Below are 15,689 nucleotides of genomic sequence, written 5' to 3'. Positions count from 1 at the left end.
GGCACCCGCGCCTGTCTCGTCCTAGCTCGAGGCTCGACGGCCCCGACGGGGACGCTCGAGAGCGTATCCGCGGACGCCCCGTCCCGGCCCGTCGCCCGTGAGCTCGTCGCGGGCCGCCTCGAGAAGGCGCCACAGGGCCTCCTCCCGCACGCCGGCGGCGATCGCGGCGAGGCGGCGCTGCGGGTGCGCGTCCTCCTCCTCCGCCTGCTCGTCGGCGGTGGCGGGCAGCGAGCTCTCGTACGCGTCGAGGACGGCGGCGAGGTCGGCGCCGGACAGGCTCGAGGCCAGCAGCACCCGGTCGAGGACGTCGTCCCAGTCCTCCTCCGGGGACGCTCCGTCACCCGTCAGCCAGGCGGCCGCCTCCGCGCGGCCCTCGTCGGTGAGCGCGTGCAGGGGGAGGCCGTCGTCGGTGGACCCGGCCGAGACGACGAGGCCCCGCTCGCGCAGGCGCTCGAGCGTCGAGTAGATCTGGCCGACGTTGACCCGGGGCCGGTGCGCGGCACGGTCGAGGAGCTCGGCGTGCAGCTGGAGGCCGTAGGCGGGGCCGAGCGTGAGCAGGGCGAGCAGGCCGTCGCGGACGGACACGGTGCTCCTCCCGGCGGGCGTCTGGCGGTGTGCGGCGTCCGGCGGCGCGGACGACCTGAGTATAGGCAGGAGCCGCCCCCGGCCGGTCGAGCAGGCGCGGCGAGCCGCCTTGACGGAGGTCCGCCGCTCCTGCATGATCGGGCGTGGTGGCACGCCCACCGTCATAATCGAAGAAGGCGCACCGCAGAGTGTTCCGTGGTCCGGGTCGTTGGGGAAGACGCACCGGGACGAACGGAGGACACCATGGTGGCGCAGCAGACTCGGGGTGTGCTCTTCGTGCACTCCGCCCCCCGCGCGCTCTGCCCCCACCTCGAGTGGGGGACAGGTCGCGCCCTTGGTCGTGCCGTGAACTTCGCCTGGATCGAGCAGCCCGTGCTCCGCAGCACACTGCGCGCCGAGTTCGCCTGGGAGGGCCCGGTCGGAACCGGTGCCGTCATCGCGTCCGCTCTCCGCGGCTGGGCCGACGTCCGCTACGAGGTCACCGAGGAGCCCTCTCCCGGCGTCGACGGCGGCCGCTGGATGCACACGCCCGAGCTCGGCATCTTCTACGCCCAGACCGACAGCGCGGGCAACACCGTCGTGCCCGAGGACCGCATCCGCTCCGCCATGGAGCTCGCCGGCGCCGATCCCATCGAGCTGCACCGCGAGCTGCGCCTCGCCCTCGGCCAGGCCTGGGAGGACGAGCTCGAGCCCTTCCGCTACGGCGGCGACTTCGCCCCCGTCGTCTGGATGCACGGGGTCGGCTGAGCTCATTCGACGCCGCTCCTCGCGCGGCGTCGCGCAGTCGGCTCGGTCGGGTGGTCGGGTTCCGTGGAGCGGCCGGCGTCCGGCGACGCCGATCCGCTGGCACGCGGATCGGCGGATACGCCTCGCGGGGACCGCTCGCTCCCGCCTCCCTGAACCAGGCGGCCAGCGGACCCCCCGTTCCGGCAGAGGTCCGCCTCGAAGCCGCGTCGTCACCTCGCGGTTGCCGCTCGCTGGCACGTCGACCAGAAGGTCGGCGGAGCACCGCGTTCCGGCGGAGGGCGTCGGAAGACTCGCGGAGCCGCCCGCACCTCTGTCGCGCACGACACCGACGGTCCGAGTATTGGCGAGTCGCACGCTCCCCACGAGCGAAGCCGCCCTGATCCGAGCATCCGACCCGAGTCGCGGCGAAGCCCGCGCTCCCCTCGAGCACAGCTGCTTGAACCGAAGCTTTCTACCCGAGCCGCGGCGAAGCCCGCGCTCCCACCCGGACAGCTTCCGCGATCGGAGTATCCGACGCGAGTCGCGGCGAAGCCCGCGCTCCCACCCGGACAGCTTCGTTGATCCGATCATCCGACCCGAGCCGCGGCGAAGCCCGCGCTCCCCACCAGCACGGCGTGCTCACCAGCCCGCACCAGACGGCGGCGCAGCTCCCTCGCGGCACGAGGCGTATCCGGGGATCCGCGTTCCAGCGGATCACCGTCGCCGCACCGCACCGGCCCTCGGGAACCCCGCCCCCCTCCCCAGCGGACGCGCCTGCGCCGCGCAAGGAGCGGCGCAGCCCGCTTACCGCACGGTGGAGCGGGGCTACGCCCCGCTACACCGTCCGGAAAGCGGCAACAGCATTGTGCCCCCCGAACCCGAACGAGTTCGAGATGGCGACCAGCGGTCCGTCGCCGAGGGCGCGGGGGCTGGTGACGACGTCGAGGGGGATCTGGGGGTCCTGCTCGAAGAGGTTGATGGTGGGGGGTGCGGTGCGCTCGTGGAGGGCGAGCACGGTGAAGATGGCCTCGAGCGCGCCGGTGCCGCCGAGGAGGTGGCCGGTGGACGCCTTGGTCGCGGAGACGGCGATGTTCGGGAGGTGGTCGCCGAAGACGCGCAGCAGGGCGCGGTACTCGGCGATGTCGCCGACCGGGGTGCTCGTCGCGTGGGCGTTGACGTGGGTGACGTCGGTGAGCGCGGCTCCGGCCTGCTCGAGGGCGCCGATCATGGCGCGGGCGGCGGCGGAGCCCTCGGGGTCCGGCGCCGTGATGTGGTACGAGTCGCTGGTGACGGCGCCGCCGGCGAGCTCCGCGTAGATGCGGGCTCCGCGGGCGAGGGCGTGCTCCTCGGTCTCGAGGATGAGCGTCGCGGCGCCTTCTCCGAGGACGAAGCCGTCGCGGGAGACGTCGTAGGGGCGCGAGGCGGTCGCCGGGTCGTCGTTGCGGCGCGAGAGGGCCTGCATCGACGCGAAGGCGGCGATCGGGAGCGGGTGGACGACCGACTCCGTGCCGCCGGCGACGACCACGTCGGCGAGGCCGAGCTGCATGTGCTCGTAGGCGTTCGCGAGGGCCTCGGTGCTGGAGGCGCAGGCCGACACGTCGGTGCGGGCGTAGGCGCGGGAGGGGATGGCCATGCTGATCGCGGCGGCGGCCGCGTTGGGCATGAGCATCGGGATGGTCATCGGGAGGACCCGGCGGGGACCGCGCTCGCGGAGGGTGTCCCACGCGTCGACGAGGGTCCAGAGGCCGCCGATGCCGGTCGAGTAGTCGACGCCCACGCGGAGCGGGTCGACGTCGGTGATGCCGGAGTCGGCCCAGGCCTCGCGGGCCGAGATGAGCGCGAACTGGCTGGAGGGGTCGAGGCGCTTCGCCTCGGGGCGGGAGAGCACCTCCTCCGGGCGGACCTTGGCCTGGGCGGCGAAGGTGACCGGGATGTCGTACTGGGCGACCCAGTCCTGCTCGAGGGAGCGGACGCCTGATTCGCCGGCGAGGAGTGCGTTCCAGGACTCCCGGGCGGTCCCGCCGAGGGGAGTGCTGGCACCGATTCCGGTGACGACGATCTTCTTGGTCATGACGAGCTTCTCTGTTCCGTGTGGGTGGGTGCCGGGCTCACCCCGGCCGACGATCGCCGGCCGGGGTGTCCGCCACGAGGACGGGGTGCGCGGGCGACGACTACTCGGACGCCTTGACGATGAAGCGGACCGCGTCGCCGACCGTCTTGAGGTTCTTGACCTCGTCGTCGGGGATCTTCACGTCGAACTTCTCCTCGGCGTTGACGACGATGGTCATCATCGAGATGGAGTCGATGTCGAGGTCGTCGGTGAACGACTTGTCCATCTCGACGGAGTCGGTGGCGATGCCCGTCTCGTCGTTGACAAGCTCGGCCAGGCCGGCGAGGACTTCTTCGTTGGACAGTGCCATGGTTCTCTCCTTGGGGGTTCTTCGGGTGTTCGTCAGTGACCGTAGGTCAGTTTAGGGGTGGGGTCGCGCCGGTCACGGGAGCACCACGACCTGCGCGCCGAACACCAGTCCGGCGCCGAAGCCGATCTGCAGCGCGAGTCCGCCGTGCAGCTCCGGGTGCTCCTCGAGCAGGCGGTGGGTGGCGAGCGGGATCGACGCGGCGGAGGTGTTGCCGGTGGTCTCGATGTCGCGGCCGATAGCGACGGTCTCGGGGAGCTTCAGCTGCTTCGCGAGCTCGTCGATGATGCGCATGTTCGCCTGGTGGGGGATGAACGCGGCGAGGTCCTCGGGCTGGACGCCCGCCTCCGCGAGCGCCTGCTTGGCGACCTTGGCCATCTCCCAGACCGCCCAGCGGAAGACCGACGGGCCGTCCTGGCGGAGGGTGGGCCATTCAGCGGTGCCGTCGCGGTAGGCCGCGAGCGGGTTGTCCATGCCGACGGTGTCCCACTTGGAGCCGTCGGATCCCCAGACGGTCTTCGAGATGCCGGCGGTGTCGCTGGGGCCGACGACCGCGGCGCCCGCGCCGTCGCCCAGGAGGAAGGAGATGCTGCGGTCGGTCGACTTGACCAGCTCGGACAGCTTCTCGGCTCCGACGACGAGCACGTACTCGGCCAGGCCGGAGCGGATGAAGGAATCGGCCTGGGCGATCCCGTAGGTGTAGCCGGCGCAGGCTGCCGAGATGTCGTACGCCGGGGCGGGGTTCGCCCCGATGCGGTCCGCGAGGAGCGCGGCCAGCGACGGGGTCTGCACGGTGTTGCTGATCGTGGAGACGAGCACGACGCCGATCTGGTCCGGGCGGATGCCCGCCTTCTCGATCGCCTCGAGGGAGGCAGTGGTCGCGAGGTCGACCGCGTGGATGTCGGCGGAGGCCCGGCGGCGCTCGATGATGCCGGTGCGCTGGCGGATCCACTCGTCGGAGGAGTTGATCGGCTCGATCAGGTCGTCGTTCGGGACGACGAGGTCGCCGCGGGCCGCGCCGATGCCGAGGATCCGGGTGTAGGCGCTGCCGCTGGACTGGGTGAGGGAAGGGGTCGTCATGGGGTCTCTCCTGCTAGGCGGCGTGCTCGTCGAGGAAGGCGCGGGCGGCGTCCACGTCGTCGGGGGTCGTGATGGCGATGCTCGGCACGCCCTTGAGGCCGCGCTTGGCGAGGCCGACCAGCGCGCCGGCGGGTGCCAGCTCGATGATCCCGGTGACGCCCGCGTCGGCGAAGGCCGCCATGCAGAGGTCCCAGCGGACGGGGGAGGCGACCTGGCCGACGAGCAGCTCGAGGAACGCGGCACCGGAGTCGACGACCGACCCGTCGCGGTTCGTCCAGAGCCGGAGCGTCGGGTCGGAGGGGGTCAGCCCGGCGGCGACGCCGGCGAGGGAGTCGCGGGCGGGCGCCATGTAGCGGGTGTGGAAGGCGCCGGCCACCTGCAGGGGGATCACGCGGGTCCCGCGGAGCGGCTCCGCCTTGAGCGCCTCGAGCGCGTCGACCGCGCCGGCGACGACGATCTGCCCGCCGCCGTTGTAGTTGGCCGGCTCGAGGCCGAGCTCGTCGAGACGGGCGATCAGGGCCTGCTCGTCGCCGCCGAGGACCGCGCTCATCGCGGTCGGTTCGGCGGCGGCCGCAGCGGCCATGGCACGGGCGCGCTCGCGGACGAACACCAGCGCGTCGGCCTCGGTGAGGACCCCGGCTCCGGCAGCCGCGGTGATCTCGCCGACGGAGTGGCCGGCGATGCCCGCGATGCGCTCGCGCCGTCCGCCCTCGAGGAGGGCGGCGAGGCTCACGAGTCCCGCGGAGACGATCAGGGGCTGGGCGACCGCGGTGTCGCGGATGGTGTCCGCGTCCGAGACGGTGCCGTGCGCGGCGAGGTCGATGCCGACCGCCTCCGAGTGCGCGGCGACCTGCTCGGCCACGGAGGGGATCTCGAGCCAGGGGGCGAGGAATCCGGGGGTCTGGGAGCCCTGACCCGGGGCGACGACGACGATCACGGTATCCAGTCTTCCGATCTGCGCTCGCACGTGCGGCGCGTGGAGCCACTGACAAAGCACAAAGAGCTTGTCGCGGGTCTACAAGTGTTCAGGGGCGGGAGGGATTCGGCGAGCAGACGGCCTCAGCGGCGGGACGGCTTCCGGCGGACGGCGCCGTCCGGGTCGCTCATGGAGCCGAGGATGAGGGCGGACTGGAGGATGAGCGCCTCGCGGGCGCCCGTCGCGTCCCAGCCGATCACCTCGGCGACCCGCTTGAGGCGGTAGCGCACCGTGTTCGGGTGCACGAACAGCTCGCGGGCGGTCGCCTCGAGGGAGCGGCCGTTGTCGAGGTAGGCCCACAGCGTGGTCAGCAGCTCGGTCGAGTGCTTCTGCAGGGGCCGGTAGATCTGCGTGATGAGGCTCTGGCGGGCGAGCGGGTCGCCGGCGAGGGCGCGCTCGGGAAGGAGGTCGTCGGCGTTGACCGGTCGCGGCGCGTTCCGCCAGGAGCGGGCGACCGCGAAGCCGGCGAGGGCCGCGCGGGCGCTGCGGGACGCCTCGACCAGGGTCGGCACCTCGTGGCCGAGGACGAGGTGGCCCGTTCCGAAGCCGGGCTCGAGCGCCTCCGCGATCTCGAGGAACGCGACCGGCGGGCCGGTCTCCTCCGTGGCGTTCTCGCTCGGCTCGGCGCGGCCGATGACCAGGACGAGCCGGCTGCCCTGCACGCCGATCAGCACGTCGGCGTCCATGTGCCGGGCCGTGCGGCGCAGCTGGTCGACGTCGAGCATCTTGGGGGCGGTGCCCACCAGGACGGCGACCTCGCCGTGGCCGTGCCAGCCGAGGGCGGCGATCCGGCTGGGCAGCTCGTCGTCGGCCTCGCCCGTGAGGATCGAGTCGACGACCAGCGCCTCCAGGCGCGCGTCCCAGAGGCCTCGGGCCTCGGCGGCGCGCGCGTAGACGTCGGCCGCGGCGAAGGCGATCTCGCGCGAGTAGAGGAGGATCGCCTCGCGGAGGTCCTCCCCGCCGTTCTTGATCCGGTCCTCGACGACCTCGACCGTCACCTTGATCAGCTGCAGCGTCTGCGTCAGCGAGACGGAGCGCAGCAGCTCGCGGGGAGCGGCTCCGAACACGTCCGCCGCGATCCACGGCGTGGCCGACGGGTCGTCGAACCACGAGATGAACGAGGTGATGCCGGCCTGGGCGACGAGGCCGACCGCCGAGCGCCGACCCGGGGGCATGCTGCCGTACCAGGGCAGCGTGTCCTCGAGGCGCTTGATCGTCTGCGTCGAGAGCTCACCGGCGAGGGTGCGCAGCCAGGCGAGGGTCTGCTCCTTCGTGCGGGGAGCGCCCGGCCGGGTGGCCGGACGCTCCGCCGCAGGAGCAGGACCCCGCGCACTCGACGGTGCGGGTTCCTGCGAGAGCACGGACTCGTCCGTCAGCTCTCGCCGCCCCCGGTGGTGCCGGCGTTGACGTCGAGGAGGCGGTACTTCTCGATCGCCTGGACGGCGAGCGAGGGGTCGACCTCGCCGCGCTTGGCGAGCAGCTGCAGCGTCCGCACGACGACCGAGGGGCCGTCGATCTGGAAGTAGCGCCGCGCCGCCGCACGGGTGTCCGAGAACCCGAAGTCGTCCGCGCCGAGCGTCGCGAAGTCGCCCGGGATGAACTGGCGCAGCTGGTCGGGGACCTGGTGCGAGAAGTCCGAGACGGCGACGAAGGGGCCCTTCGCGTCGGCCAGCTTCTGCGTCACGTACGGCACCTGCTCGGCGTCCTCGGGGTGGAGGAAGTTGTGCTGCTCGGCCTTGATGCCGTCGCGGCGCAGCTCGTTCCACGAGGTGACCGACCAGACGTCCGCCGAGACGCCCCAGTCCTCGGCGAGGAGCTTCTGCGCCTCGATCGCCCACGGCACGGCGACGCCCGAGGCGAGGAGCTGGGCCTTCGGCCCGTCCCACTGACCCCAGGAGATGCGGTGGATGCCGCGGACGATGCCCTCGACGTCGACGTCCTCCGGCTCCTTCGGCTGCACGATCGGCTCGTTGTAGACCGTGATGTAGTACATGACGTTGGGGTCGGTGTGCTTCCCGCCGTACATGCGCTCGAGACCGGACTGCACGATGTGCGCGATCTCGTACCCGTAGGCCGGGTCGTAGCTCACGACGGCGGGGTTGGTCGCCGCGAGGATCGGGGAGTGCCCGTCCGCGTGCTGGAGGCCCTCGCCGGTCAGCGTGGTGCGTCCCGCGGTGGCGCCGATCATGAAGCCGCGCGACATCATGTCGCCGGCCGCCCAGATCGCGTCGCCCGTGCGCTGGAACCCGAACATCGAGTAGAAGACGTAGACCGGGATGAGCGGCTCGCCCTGCGTCGAGTACGAGGTGCCGATCGCGGTGAACGCCGCGAGGGCGCCCGCCTCGTTGATGCCGACGTGGAGGATCTGGCCCTGCGGGCTCTCCTTGTAGGCCAGGAGGAGCTCGCGGTCGACCGACGTGTAGTGCTGGCCGCGCGGGTTGTAGATCTTCGCGTTCGGGAAGAACGCGTCCATGCCGAAGGTGCGCGCCTCGTCCGGGATGATCGGGACGACGCGGTTGCCGAAGTCCTTCGAGCGGAGGATGTCCTTCAAGATGCGGACGAACGCCATGGTGGTGGCGATCTCCTGAGTCCCGGAGCCCTTCTTGCCGACCGCGTAGGCCGAGTCCTCGGGAAGGTTCAGCTGCGTGTACTTCGAGCGGCGCTCGGGGAGGTAGCCGCCGAGCGCGCGGCGGCGCTCCTGCAGGTACTCGATCGCCTCGTCGTTCTGACCGGGGTGGTAGTACGGCGGGAGGTAGGGGTTCTCCTCGAGCTGCGCGTCCGTGATCGGGATGCGCATCGTGTCGCGGAACGACTTGAGGTTGTCCAGCGTCATCTTCTTCATCTGGTGGGTCGCGTTGCGGCCCTCGAAGCTGCGGCCGAGACCGTAGCCCTTGATGGTGTGGGCGAGGATGACGGTGGGCTGGCCCTTGTGCTCCGTCGCGGCCTTCATGGCCGCGTAGATCTTGCGGTAGTCGTGGCCGCCGCGGCGCAGGCCCCAGATCTGCTCGTCGGAGTAGCCCTCGACGAGCTTCTTGGCGCGCGGGTCGCGGCCGAAGAAGTTCTCGCGGACGTAGGCGCCGTCCTCCGTCTTGTAGGTCTGGAAGTCGCCGTCGGGCGTCTTGTTCATCAGGTCGAGCAGCGCGCCCTCGGTGTCGCGGGCGAGCAGGTCGTCCCACTCGCGGCCCCAGATGAGCTTGATGACGTTCCAGCCCGCGCCGCGGAAGTACGACTCGAGCTCCTGCACGATCTTGCCGTTGCCGCGGACGGGTCCGTCGAGGCGCTGGAGGTTGCAGTTGACGATGAAGTTCAGGTTGTCGAGGCCGTCGTTCGCGGCGACCTGGAGCTGACCACGCGACTCGACCTCGTCCATCTCGCCGTCGCCGAGGAACGCCCAGACCTGCTGGTCGGAGGCGTCCTTGATGCCGCGGTTGGTGAGGTACTTGTTCGCCTGCGCCTGGTAGATCGCGTTGATCGGGCCGAGGCCCATCGACACGGTCGGGAACTGCCAGAACTCCGGCATGAGCCGCGGGTGCGGGTAGCTGGAGAGCCCGCCGCCCCGGTGCGACTTCTCCTGGCGGAAGCCGTCGAGCTGGTGCTCGCTCAGGCGTCCCTCGAGGAAGGCGCGCGCGTACGGGCCGGGGGAGGCGTGGCCCTGGATGAAGACCTGGTCGCCGCCGCCCGGGTGGTCCTGGCCGCGGAAGAAGTGGTTGAAGCCGACCTCGTACAGCGAGGCGCTCGACGCGTACGTCGAGATGTGGCCGCCGACCCCGATGCCGGGACGCTGCGCGCGGTGCACGAGGATGGCCGCGTTCCAGCGGATCCACGCGCGGTAGCGGCGCTCGACGTCCTCGTCGCCCGGGAAGTCGGGCTCGTTCTCGGGCGCGATGGTGTTGATGTAGTCCGTGGTGGGCACCATCGGCACGCCGAGGTGGAGCTCCTTGGAGCGCTTGAGGAGGCTGAGCATGACGTCGCGCCCGCGACCCCGGCCCCGCTCCTCGACGAGCGCATCGAGCGACTCGTTCCACTCCGACGTTTCCTCGGGGTCCGAGTCCACGTGACCGACGGAATACGGGTCCTGATCGTTAACAGTCACCCTCGACCTCTCTCTGGGGGCAGATCGTGCCCGAGACATCACTCTCATGAAGCGGTGCGGATCCGCGGATCCGGGGCTCGGATGACGAGCCGCGCGCGGGCACCTCCGTCAGCCTAGCGATTCCCGTGCCCCGAACCTGGAATCGCACTGTGGTGATCCACGAGGAATGGGCGCCGACGACTGTAGGAGAGCGCCAGACGGGACGCGTCGACCGGCCCGTGATCGGGGGAGACGGGCCGTTCCTTGGAGTCTGCGCGGAGCGGGTCTAGCATTGCCCCTCGTGCTCGCGCGACTCTCGTGCGCACGGAAGGACATCGGACCGATGGCTCTCGAGAAGCTGACCCTGGCTCCCGACTTCGAACTCGCGAACCAGTACGGCGAGCGCATCCAGCTGGGCGACTTCCACGGGCGGCGCAACGTCGCCCTGGTGTTCTTCCCCCTCGCCTTCTCCGGCACCTGCACGGGCGAGTTCTGCGCGCTGCGTGAGAACCTCTCCCTCTTCGAGCACGCCGACGTGGAGCTGATCGGCATCTCTGTCGACTCCAAGCACACGCTGCGCGCCTGGGGCGAGAAGCAGGGCTACGACTTCACGCTCCTCTCCGACTTCTGGCCGCACGGCGATGTCGCCAAGCAGTACGGCGTGTTCACCGAGGCGAAGGGCTACGCGACCCGCGCGACCTTCCTGATCGACAAGGCCGGCGTCATCCGGGACACGTTCATGACCGCCCCGGGCGAGGCGCGCTCGATCGACGCCTACCGCGCCGCGATCGACGCGCTCGCCCCCGCGCACGTCTGACCCTCCGGAGGCGGACCGCCCCGGTCGTCAGCTGAGGATGTTGACGGCCCGCGAGATCACGAGGGCCAGCAGGACGAATCCGGTGAACGCCTCGGCGATCATCAGGAGCTTCATCCGGCTCGACAGCGGCATCGTGTCGGTCGGGCTGAACGCCATGGTGTTCGTCGTCGAGACCGAGAGGTAGTCGACGAAGCCGGGCCGCCAGTCGGCGCGCTCGGAGGAGGTCGCGGCGACCTCGGGCGCGGTGTCGCGGTAGGTGTCCTGCGGGAAGGCGAAGTCGGCCGCCGGCAGCTCGGTGCGGGGAAGCGTTCCGCGGGCGACCGGACCGCCGCGGTCGAGCTCCCAGAACAGCAGCGCGTACGCGACGACGTTGGTGACCCAGACCTGGAGCGCGGTGAGCAGCAGCGGAGGGCCGTCGGCCGTCCCGTCGACGAGGTCGATCACCACGGCGACCACGTTCACCTGGTTCGCCACGGCGAGCACGACCGCCAGCGCGATGGAGACCCCGCGCGACCAGCGCGTCTCGCTGTCGAGTCGGTGCGGGTTCACGACGAACAGCGGCACGAGCAGCGCGAGCGTGATGCCGGCGGCGACGAGGCGGACCACCGAGGTGTCGGCGCTGTGGCCGGCCACGTTCAGGGCGACGGCCACCAGGATCGCGGCGGAGGCGGGCCAGCGGCTCTCGGCGCGCCGCCTCGCCCGGGAGTCGCTGTCGGCGGTCATGTGCCGAGGCTAGTGCCCGCAGGGGGCCGCTCCGCCTGCCGTAGGATCGAGTCGATCGTCCGCGGGTGAGACCGCGACGGGGGCCTTTAGCTCAGTTGGTAGAGCGCCACGTTTACACCGTGGATGTCATCGGTTCGAGCCCGGTAGGGCCCACCACGTCCGGCGATCGGACACTGCGCGTCAGCGGGACTGGCGGCGCTTGTAGGGCTTGGGCTGGCCCTTGACGATCGGCGCGCGCCCGGTCCCCTTGGAGGCCTTGGCCTTGCCTCCCGACTTCGGGGCCGCCTCCGGCTCGTCGCCGAGCGCGGCGAGCTCCTCGCGGGCCGAGGCGAGGCGCTGCCGCCCGGCCGCGGTGAGGGTCGTGGCGGCGGCACCGGGCTCGAAGAGCGGCTTGCCGAGGTCGAGCTCGACGGCGGCGACGGAGGAGTCGAGCTTCTGCCGCGAGATGCCGAGGCGCTCGGCGGCGCGCACGAAGTGCAGCTCCTCGGCGACCGCCACGAAGTGGCGCAGCTGGCTGATCTTCATCCCGAACCCTTCACGGCCGCTCTCTGCGGCACGACCACGGTACGCGGTCCGGGAGGGGGCGCCGACCGCCGGGAGCGCCGTCGGGAGCAGCGGCGACCCGTCGATCCGCGCCAGAGGACCCGGCGGACATTGCCGGACGGAGGCGGGAGGCCTACGGTCGCGCCCGTGGGCGGTCCCGAAGCCGGCCACGGAGAGAGGCCGACGTGGGCGCGCTCATCTACAGCTCGATCGCGTCGCTCGACGGCTACGTGAACGACGCGGACGGCGGATTCGCCTGGGCGGAGCCGCGACCCGCCGTGCACCGCTTCATCACGGAGCGCGAGGGGCGGGTGCGCACGTACCTGTACGGGCGGCGCATGTACGAGGTCATGCGCGCGTGGGAGCAGACCTGGGCCCTCGCGGAGGAGTTCGCGTTCATCCGCGACTTCCAGGAGATGTGGCGGGCGGCCGACAAGGTCGTGTACTCGACGACGCTGGAGTCGGCCGAGACCCGCCGTACCCGCGTCGAGGGCGGGTTCGACCCGGTCGTCGTCGCCGCGCAGGTCAGCGCCGCCGACCACGACGTCTCGATCGGCGGGCCGACCCTCGCCCGGCACGCGCTGCTCGCCGGGATCGTCGACGAGGTGCAGGTCTACACGGTGCCGGTGGCGGTGGGCGGCGGGACCCACTTCCTCCCGTGCGGGTTCCACGCGCGCCTCGACCTGCGCGAGGAGCACCGCTTCGCCGACGGCACGGTCTTCACGCGCTACAGCGTGCGGCGCTGAGACCGGCTACTCGGCGCCGACCAGCGCGGCGATCCGAGAGGCGAGACGGGCGCCCTGAGCACGTCCGGCGCGGGCGGAGGCGGCGCGGACGGCCGGGTCGAGCGAGTTCGGGCCGAAGGCGCGCACCGACTCCTCGTCGGCGTAGAGCACCTCGACCCGCGAGTCCGCGAGGGCGTCGAGCTCGCCGGTCGGGATCAGGCCCGCGCCGGGCGTGCCGACTCCCGGCAGCGGAGTGACGATCAGGACCCAGTCGGCTCCCGCGGCGAGGTCGGCGTTGCTGCCGGAGCGCACGCCGCCGTCCATGTAGCGGACGCCGTCGATGCTGACGGGAGGCCAGACCCCGGGGACGGCGCAGCTGGCGGAGATCGCGTCGACGAGGCCGACACCGCTCTCGCGGTCGAACACGCGCAGCTCACCGGTGGCCGTGTCGACCGCGGTGATGAGCAGACGCTGCTCGGGCCAGTCGGCGTCGCCCACGCGGGCCGAGATGACGGCCCGGCGCGTGTCCTCGGGGAGCGTCTCGGCCTCGAGCGCGAGGGTGCCGATGCGGCGCCGCGCGTCCTGGGGCGAGGTCGCGCCCTCGACGGCCGCGGCGAAGAGGGCCTGGAGGCGCTCACCGTCGACGTCCGCTCCGATCTCGGCGGACTCCTCCTGGAGCTGGGCCTCGTACGACTCGTCGAGGCCGGTGCCGGTGCTCAGCTGCGCGGCGACCGCGGAGCCCGCGGAGGTGCCGATGAAGGTCGTCGACGGATCGAGCAGGAGGCGGGCCGCCTCTGGGGAGGCGTCTGCGAGGCCGCGGAGGACGCCGAGCTCCCAGGCGATTCCGGCGAGGCCGCCGCCGGCGAGGACGAGTGCACCAGGCATGGGGGAGGTCCTTTCGATCAGGATCAGGAGGGGGCGGGCGCTGCGGAGCGCCGCAGCACCAACGCTGTCACATCGTCGTGCGCGTCGTCTGCGAGAGCGTGCAGACGCTCGAAGAGAGCGGGGTCGTCGTTGCTCCGCACCAGCTCGGCGAGACGGTCGAGCGCGTCGAGGCGCCCGCCGAGGACGTCGAGCAGGCCGTCGCTGCAGGAGAAGAGCGCATCGCCGGGGGCGAGCACGCGCTGCTCCTCCTCCCAGGAGACGTCGGCGGCGATGCCGAGCGGGACGCCCGTGGAGGCGAGCCGCTCCGTGGTGCCGTCGGCGCGCAGCAGGAGGGTGAGGCCGTGGCCGCTGTCCACGAACGAGACGGCGCCGCTCGCGAGGTCGACCCGGGCGATCAGCGCGGTCGCGAACATGCCGGTCGCGGTCAGGTCGGGCAGGAGCTGGCGGTTGACGGCCTCGACGGCTGCCGCGGGAGGGAGCTCCGGCCGCGCCTGGAACGCGGAGCGGATCGCGGAGGCGACGATCGCCGCCGAGACCCCCTTGCCCATCACGTCGACCAGCTCGAGGGAGAGGTCGTCCCCGCTGCGGCGCCACGCTGTGTAGTCGCCGGCGACGTCGTGCAGCGGCGTGGTCAGCGAGTCGAGGCTCCACTCGCCGAGGTCGAGGCGCTGGGGCCAGAGCCGCTCCTGCGTCTCGCTCGCGCGTCCGGAGAAGGCGATCTCGCGCAGCTCCCGCTCGGCCCACCGGCCGAGGTCCTCGAGGATCTCGCGCTCCTCCTCCGAGAAGCCGCGCACCTCGCTGTCGATGATGCAGATCGTGCCGACGCGGAGGCCGTCCCCGACGACGAGCGGGCGGCCCGCGTAGAAGCGCACGTGAGGGGATCCGGTGACGACTCCGCGGTCGGCGAACCGCGGATCGGCGGTGGCGTCCTCGACGACGAGGATGTCGCCCTGCTGGACCGTGACGTCGCACATCGAGTCGGCGCGCAGCATCCTGCTCGCCCGCGCCGAGCGCTGGGGCGACTTCGTGAACTGCGTCGACTCCTCGAGGATGTTGATCTCGGCGAGGGGGACGCGCAGGAGTCGGCGGGCGACGCGGGTGATCCTGTCGAAGCGCTCCTGGGGGGTGCTCAGGCCGATCCCGAGCTCGGCGATCGCGGCGAGGCGGGCGCGCTCGGTCGGCTCGCTCACGTGCGGGTCCGGGCGAGTGCCCAGAGGTTCTGCCCGTCGACACGGCGGTAGGAGAACTCGGTGACGAGGGCGTGGATGAACGGGATCCCGCGGCCTGCCTCGTCCCACTCGTCCGGCATGTCGCGGGGGTCGGCGACCTCGGCGGGCGCCTCCTCGGCGGAGTCGTTGAGCGAGGCGCGCAGCTCGGTCGCGTCGACGCGGATCTCGACCAGGCAGATGATGTGCCGGTACGACCGGGCATGCTGGACGATGTTCGAGGTCAGCTCGACCAGCGCGGTCTCGAACGACATCCGGTCGACCGGCGCGACGCCCGGCTCCTCGAGCCACAGCTCCTCGAGCGCCTCGTGGACGGCGGTGACGCCGTCCTCGGGCGGCGTGCGCACGACGAAGGAGCGCTCAGGCACGGTAGGCCTCCTCGACGGTCTCGGCGCTCCCGAGCAGGCGGTCGAGGTTGGACAGGCCGAGCACCATGGCGGGCTGCTCGCCGGCGGCGGCCACGCGCAGCTCGCCGCCCGCCTTCCGCGCCTCCTTGAGTCCGGCGACGAGGACGCCGAGCCCGGACGAGTCGAGGAACTCGACGGCCGCCAGGTCGACGACCACGCGGACCTCTCCCGCCTCGAGCGCGCGCTGGAGGACCGCTTCGAGCTCCCACGCCGTGGACAGGTCGAGCCGGCCGACGGGGCGGATCACCACGATGTCGGGCTCGATCCGCTCGGTGCTGATCCTCGAGCTGGGCTCCATGGTTTCCTCCTGACGGGACGGCACGCGGTTCCGCAGGGCTCGGAGACGTGGTGAGGACGCGGTCGGGGGCGCGACCGAGGGATTCCGGGTCCGGTGCGGGGGTGAATCGGGGAGTTCGTCCGCCTCCGACCGTACAAGGGAACGGGGCGCCCCGTGGGAGGCGTGACCGCATCCGCGCTGCGACACGCGGTCCGCGGCCCCGGGAGGAG

Annotated in this window: 16 protein-coding genes and 1 tRNA gene; 4 read left to right on the top strand and 13 right to left on the bottom strand. The window is 72.0% G+C overall.

Going from position 1 to position 15,689, the window contains the following annotated elements:
- Window positions 1-21: 21 nt before the first annotated feature.
- Entirely contained in the window at window positions 22-585 is a 564-nt protein-coding gene (locus C5C63_RS08230; RefSeq protein WP_181110582.1) for a PadR family transcriptional regulator, read from the bottom strand.
- A gap of 243 nt (window positions 586-828) precedes the next feature.
- Here C5C63_RS08230 and C5C63_RS08225 point away from each other — a divergent pair, with 243 nt between their 5' ends.
- Window positions 829-1,332 (top strand): DUF3145 domain-containing protein, encoded by a 504-nt coding sequence (locus C5C63_RS08225; RefSeq protein WP_104226674.1) that lies wholly within the window; start codon window positions 829-831, stop codon window positions 1,330-1,332.
- Between the two features lie 814 nt (window positions 1,333-2,146).
- Here C5C63_RS08225 and C5C63_RS08220 read toward each other — a convergent pair.
- The 6 genes from C5C63_RS08220 to aceE all read right to left on the bottom strand — a co-directional run bounded on the left by C5C63_RS08220 (window position 2,147) and on the right by aceE (window position 9,877).
- The gene (locus C5C63_RS08220) at window positions 2,147-3,382 is read right to left on the bottom strand and encodes a beta-ketoacyl synthase (RefSeq protein ID WP_104226673.1); all 1,236 of its coding nucleotides are present in this window, start codon (window positions 3,380-3,382) and stop codon (window positions 2,147-2,149) included.
- Between the two features lie 100 nt (window positions 3,383-3,482).
- Window positions 3,483-3,731: an acyl carrier protein gene (locus tag C5C63_RS08215; protein WP_104223463.1), complete on the bottom strand. Its 249-nt coding sequence runs from the start codon at window positions 3,729-3,731 to the stop codon at window positions 3,483-3,485.
- Between the two features lie 72 nt (window positions 3,732-3,803).
- The gene (locus tag C5C63_RS08210) at window positions 3,804-4,808 is read right to left on the bottom strand and encodes a beta-ketoacyl-ACP synthase III (RefSeq protein ID WP_104223464.1); all 1,005 of its coding nucleotides are present in this window, start codon (window positions 4,806-4,808) and stop codon (window positions 3,804-3,806) included.
- Between the two features lie 13 nt (window positions 4,809-4,821).
- A complete protein-coding gene (locus C5C63_RS08205) occupies window positions 4,822-5,745 on the bottom strand; it encodes an ACP S-malonyltransferase (RefSeq protein WP_104226672.1) in 924 nt (307 codons plus the stop codon).
- A 122-nt stretch (window positions 5,746-5,867) separates the two neighbouring features.
- Entirely contained in the window at window positions 5,868-7,034 is a 1,167-nt protein-coding gene (locus C5C63_RS08200; RefSeq protein WP_181027189.1) for a CdaR family transcriptional regulator, read from the bottom strand.
- A 122-nt stretch (window positions 7,035-7,156) separates the two neighbouring features.
- Window positions 7,157-9,877: a pyruvate dehydrogenase (acetyl-transferring), homodimeric type gene (gene aceE, locus C5C63_RS08195; RefSeq protein ID WP_104325841.1), complete on the bottom strand. Its 2,721-nt coding sequence runs from the start codon at window positions 9,875-9,877 to the stop codon at window positions 7,157-7,159.
- A gap of 322 nt (window positions 9,878-10,199) precedes the next feature.
- Here aceE and C5C63_RS08190 point away from each other — a divergent pair, with 322 nt between their 5' ends.
- Window positions 10,200-10,673 (top strand): peroxiredoxin, encoded by a 474-nt coding sequence (locus C5C63_RS08190; RefSeq protein WP_104223507.1) that lies wholly within the window; start codon window positions 10,200-10,202, stop codon window positions 10,671-10,673.
- A gap of 27 nt (window positions 10,674-10,700) precedes the next feature.
- Here the strand turns inward: C5C63_RS08190 and C5C63_RS08185 are convergent, their stop codons facing one another.
- Window positions 10,701-11,396, bottom strand: a complete 696-nt coding sequence (locus tag C5C63_RS08185) for a hypothetical protein (protein ID WP_104226669.1) — start codon at window positions 11,394-11,396, stop codon at window positions 10,701-10,703.
- An 80-nt stretch (window positions 11,397-11,476) separates the two neighbouring features.
- Here C5C63_RS08185 and C5C63_RS08180 point away from each other — a divergent pair.
- Window positions 11,477-11,552: transfer RNA gene (locus C5C63_RS08180), tRNA-Val, on the top strand.
- Window positions 11,553-11,576: 24 nt separating this feature from the next.
- Here C5C63_RS08180 and C5C63_RS08175 read toward each other — a convergent pair.
- Window positions 11,577-11,921 carry a LysR family transcriptional regulator gene (locus tag C5C63_RS08175; protein ID WP_104223469.1) on the bottom strand — a complete coding sequence of 115 codons (345 nt, stop codon included), beginning with the start codon at window positions 11,919-11,921 and terminating at the stop codon, window positions 11,577-11,579.
- A gap of 203 nt (window positions 11,922-12,124) precedes the next feature.
- Here C5C63_RS08175 and C5C63_RS08170 point away from each other — a divergent pair, with 203 nt between their 5' ends.
- Window positions 12,125-12,685, top strand: a complete 561-nt coding sequence (locus C5C63_RS08170; RefSeq protein WP_104226668.1) for a dihydrofolate reductase family protein — start codon at window positions 12,125-12,127, stop codon at window positions 12,683-12,685.
- 6 nt (window positions 12,686-12,691) lie between these two features.
- Here C5C63_RS08170 and C5C63_RS08165 read toward each other — a convergent pair whose 3' ends face one another.
- The 4 genes from C5C63_RS08165 to C5C63_RS08150 are packed head-to-tail and all read right to left on the bottom strand — an operon-like array spanning window position 12,692 to window position 15,480.
- Window positions 12,692-13,549, bottom strand: coding sequence for a patatin-like phospholipase family protein (locus tag C5C63_RS08165; protein ID WP_104238200.1), 858 nt, complete (start codon window positions 13,547-13,549; stop codon window positions 12,692-12,694).
- Window positions 13,550-13,572: 23 nt separating this feature from the next.
- Window positions 13,573-14,739 (bottom strand): PP2C family protein-serine/threonine phosphatase, encoded by a 1,167-nt coding sequence (locus C5C63_RS08160; protein ID WP_181110581.1) that lies wholly within the window; start codon window positions 14,737-14,739, stop codon window positions 13,573-13,575.
- Window positions 14,736-15,143, bottom strand: coding sequence for an ATP-binding protein (locus tag C5C63_RS08155; RefSeq protein ID WP_104223473.1), 408 nt, complete (start codon window positions 15,141-15,143; stop codon window positions 14,736-14,738). Before C5C63_RS08155 ends, C5C63_RS08160 begins: the two co-directional genes overlap by 4 nt.
- Window positions 15,136-15,480 carry an STAS domain-containing protein gene (locus C5C63_RS08150; RefSeq protein WP_104223474.1) on the bottom strand — a complete coding sequence of 115 codons (345 nt, stop codon included), beginning with the start codon at window positions 15,478-15,480 and terminating at the stop codon, window positions 15,136-15,138. Before C5C63_RS08150 ends, C5C63_RS08155 begins: the two co-directional genes overlap by 8 nt.
- Window positions 15,481-15,689: the final 209 nt, after the last annotated feature.

The organism is Rathayibacter sp. AY1B8, assembly GCF_002932775.1.
Classification (GTDB): Bacteria; Actinomycetota; Actinomycetes; order Actinomycetales; family Microbacteriaceae; genus Rathayibacter.
The sequence above is the reverse complement of the archived record's forward strand: the minus strand, read 5'-3'. Positions and strand labels throughout refer to the sequence as shown.

Excerpts from the sequence above, each read along its gene's own strand:
- C5C63_RS08225 (WP_104226674.1), top strand. The coding sequence starts at position 829 with ATGGTGGCGCAGCAGACTCGGGGTGTGCTCTTCGTGCACTCCGCCCCC.
- C5C63_RS08220 (WP_104226673.1), bottom strand. The coding sequence starts at position 3,382 with ATGACCAAGAAGATCGTCGTCACCGGAATCGGTGCCAGCACTCCCCTC.
- C5C63_RS08215 (WP_104223463.1), bottom strand. The coding sequence starts at position 3,731 with ATGGCACTGTCCAACGAAGAAGTCCTCGCCGGCCTGGCCGAGCTTGTC.
- C5C63_RS08210 (WP_104223464.1), bottom strand. The coding sequence starts at position 4,808 with ATGACGACCCCTTCCCTCACCCAGTCCAGCGGCAGCGCCTACACCCGG.
- C5C63_RS08190 (WP_104223507.1), top strand. The coding sequence starts at position 10,200 with ATGGCTCTCGAGAAGCTGACCCTGGCTCCCGACTTCGAACTCGCGAAC.
- C5C63_RS08185 (WP_104226669.1), bottom strand. The coding sequence starts at position 11,396 with ATGACCGCCGACAGCGACTCCCGGGCGAGGCGGCGCGCCGAGAGCCGC.
- C5C63_RS08175 (WP_104223469.1), bottom strand. The coding sequence starts at position 11,921 with ATGAAGATCAGCCAGCTGCGCCACTTCGTGGCGGTCGCCGAGGAGCTG.
- C5C63_RS08165 (WP_104238200.1), bottom strand. The coding sequence starts at position 13,549 with ATGCCTGGTGCACTCGTCCTCGCCGGCGGCGGCCTCGCCGGAATCGCC.
- C5C63_RS08150 (WP_104223474.1), bottom strand. The coding sequence starts at position 15,480 with ATGGAGCCCAGCTCGAGGATCAGCACCGAGCGGATCGAGCCCGACATC.